This is a genomic window from Komagataeibacter kakiaceti JCM 25156, from assembly GCF_000613305.1.
The window spans coordinates 1-2762 of record NZ_BAIO01000317.1 but is presented as its reverse complement, the minus strand read 5'-3'; the positions used below and the strand labels follow the sequence as shown (position 1 = coordinate 2762).

At 64.6% G+C, this 2762-nt stretch carries 1 protein-coding gene and 1 pseudogene; one reads left to right on the top strand and one right to left on the bottom strand.

The annotated features are described in order from the left end of the window. A pseudogene (locus JCM25156_RS24275) lies at window positions 1-2133 on the top strand (AsmA-like C-terminal region-containing protein); the annotation flags it as partial. Window positions 2134-2148: 15 nt separating this feature from the next. Here JCM25156_RS24275 and JCM25156_RS12965 read toward each other — a convergent pair. Further along, window positions 2149-2762: MFS transporter (locus tag JCM25156_RS12965; protein ID WP_025813409.1), on the bottom strand; the 614-nt coding region annotated here is incomplete at its 5' end.

Below are 2762 nucleotides of genomic sequence, written 5' to 3'. Positions count from 1 at the left end.
CGGTCGCGCTGAACGTGGCGGCGCGGGCGCAGTCGCTGGATTTCGCGTCACTGGGTGATTTCTGGCCGCCCCGCGCCATGAAGGGCGCGCGGCGCTGGGTGACGCAGAACATAACCGAAGGGCATGTGGCGCTGCTGCAGGTCAATATGGGGCTGGCCAGCCTGGGGGGTGGAACGGGCTGGATCTCGTCTCGCTTGGCGGGACGATCGACGCCGACCAGATGGAACTGCACTGGCTGCGGCCGATCCCGCCCATGCACGACATGGATGCCCATCTGACATTCGATGGCCCGAACGAGATGATGATCCGCTTCGGCCACGCCTATCAGCTTGTCGATCTGGCCGACCGGCATGTCGATGCGACGGGTACGGGACGGATCGAGGTCGGACCCGGCTCCATGCGCATCACCGGCCTGAATGAAAAGGTGCAGCAGGGGGATATCAACGTCACCCTGCTGGGCAATGTGCGCGATGTGCTGGCGCTGCTGGCCGAGCCAAGGCTGAACGTGCTTTCGCGCCACCCCATGTCGTTCACGCATCCATCGGGCCGGGCCAATGTGTCGCTGCATATCGCGCTGCCGCTCGATGCCCATGTCAAACCCAACCAGATCGACCTGCGCAGCCATGCCGACCTGGGGGAGGTGCATCTGGGCAATGTGGTGGTGGGCAGGCCGCTTGATAACGGCAGCCTTGGCATTGACGCCACCATGAACGGGCTGCTTCTGCAGGGCAAGGGCGTGCTGGCGGGCATTCCCTCCACCGTGATCTACACCATGGATTTCCGTAACGGGCCAATGGTCCATGCGGTGGAAAGCGCCAGCCTGCAGGGCCGCGTCACGCCGGAGGGGGTCAGGCGCGCGGGGTTCGAGATGGGCGAGCATTTTGCCGGCAGCGCGCTGCTGGATGTTGATTATGACCGCTATGTGGGGGGCAAGGCGCAGGTTGATATCGATCTGGATCTGGATCGCGCGGCGCTGGCCATTCCCATCTGGTCCAAGAAGCCGGGGCAGGAGGCCAATGCCTCCGTCGAGCTGGATCTGGACCATGGCAGGATCACCAGCATCGAGAATATCCGCGCCGTCGGTCCCGACCTGCTGATTGATGGTCATGCCGAGACGGCGGGCGGGATGGCGCGCAGGCTGATCCTGCGCGGCTTCCGGGTGGGGCGTTCGGTGGGTAATGCCTCGGTCCTGCTGCCGCTACGCGAAAATGACCCGATCGGCGTCAATGTCGCGGCGCGGGTGCTGGATCTGTCACCGCTCGTCTCGTTCCAGACCGCGCCGAACACGAAGGCGACGAACACCGGGGCGGCGACGAAGCCGGGCGGCTATCATGTGCCCGAAATGGCGAGTGGGCGCATCCGGGGCGAGCCGGGGCGGAACTGGAACCTCAATGTCGATGCCCGCACCCTGTATTACGGCCCGACCGATACGCTCACCAACGTCCACAGCCATATGGAAACCAGTGGCGGCCGCCTGATGCGCGGCGTGCTGACGGTTGAAGGCCCCGTCGCCGCGAGCGCGCGCATCACGCCGCAGGGCAATACCCGCCTGCTGGATGTGCATCTGGCCAGTCTGGGCGACCTGCTGCGCAACATGAAGGTGACGGATGAGATGCAGGGCGGCGTGACCGACATCAAGGGCAGCTTTGATGACAGCGTGGCCACCGCACCTTTCTCCGGCACGGTGAATATGGGCGCGTTCACGCTGCGTGACGTGCCCGCCGTGGTCCGTCTGGCCAATAACGCCTCCATTTACGGCTGGCTGCGCGCGCCGCACGCGCCGAGCATGGAGATCGAACAGTTGAGCGCGCCGGTCAGGATGGATGAAGGCGACATCCATATTTCCGACGGGCTGGTCAGCAACGCCTCCCTTGGGGCGACGGTGTCGGGCGATGTCAACCTGGAAAAGAAGACGCTCAACCTTGATGGCACGATCATTCCGGCCTTCGCGGTCAATGCCGCGCCGGGTCATCTGCCGGCCTGCTGGGCTGGCTGTTCAGCCCGGAAAAGAATGGCGGTGTGGTTTCGGCCACCTATCAGGTCAAGGGCCCGATGGATAACCCGGCCGTGCATGTCAACCCCTATGCCATGCTGCTGCCGGGCTTCCTGCGCAATCTCATGCATGTGCATTGAGGGCGGCGCCCGGGATCATTTCTCCTGCGTGATGCGGTCATGCCCCGGCAGGACAAACAGCACGGTCAGCAGCGAGCAGGCGATGCAGCCGGTCACGTACCAGTAGAACAGGTCCTCGTGCCCGATCTGCTTGAACCATAGCGCCACATATTCCGCCGTTCCGCCAAATACGGAAACGGTCAGCGCATAGGGCAGCGCGACACCCAGCGCGCGTATGCGGGTGGGGAACAGTTCGGCCTTTACGACCGCATTGATGGATGTATAGCCCGAAATGCCGACCAGCGCGGTCGTGACCAGCACGAAGGCGGCCAGCGGTGACTGCACGGTGGATATGGCCCGCATGAGCGGCACGGTGAACACACAGCCCAGAACACCGAAGGACAGCAGCAGCCGCCACCGGCCCACCCGGTCGGACAGCGCACCAAAGGCGGGCTGGATCAGCGCGAAGACCACGAGCGACGCGGTGGAGACAAGGGTGGACTGCTCCCGGCTCAGCCCCACGGTATTGACCAGGTATTTCTGCATGTAGATCGTGAAGGTGTAGAACGCGACCGTGCCCCCCAGCGTCAGGCCGCACACGCCCAGCACCTCGCGCGGGTGGTGCAGCAGAACGCGCAGCCCGCCATGGG